We start from the raw sequence: 309 nt of genomic DNA on the forward strand, positions 1-309 counted from the left end.
GTACGCGGTGGTCCAGGTGCGCGCCTGAAGCGCCGGGTCGCGGGTCGTCGAGGGCTCGATCACCGACTCGGCGAGGCCGAGCGTGTTGACCGTGTAGATCGTGGTGTTCCCGCGGCCGTCGGTGTAGCGGGTGCGGTTGCCGAGTTCGTCGTAACCGAAGGACGTGGTGATGGACTTGGTGTCGGAGACCGGCTCGGTCTGGCTGGTCAGCCGGTTCATCGCGTCGTACGCGTAGGTGGTCGTACGGTTCAGCGGGTTGGTCGACGTGGCCAGGTTGCCCGCCTTGTCGTAGGTGTAACTCACCTTGCG

At 66.0% G+C, this 309-nt stretch carries 1 protein-coding gene; it reads right to left on the bottom strand.

Annotation, left to right across the window (positions count from 1 at the left end):
* Positions 1-309: RHS repeat domain-containing protein (locus ALMP_RS35640; RefSeq protein WP_264935913.1), on the bottom strand; the 309-nt coding region annotated here is incomplete at both ends.

Origin of the sequence: Streptomyces sp. A012304 (genome assembly GCF_026008495.1) — a bacterium.
In the GTDB taxonomy this organism is placed as follows: domain Bacteria; phylum Actinomycetota; class Actinomycetes; order Streptomycetales; family Streptomycetaceae; genus Streptomyces.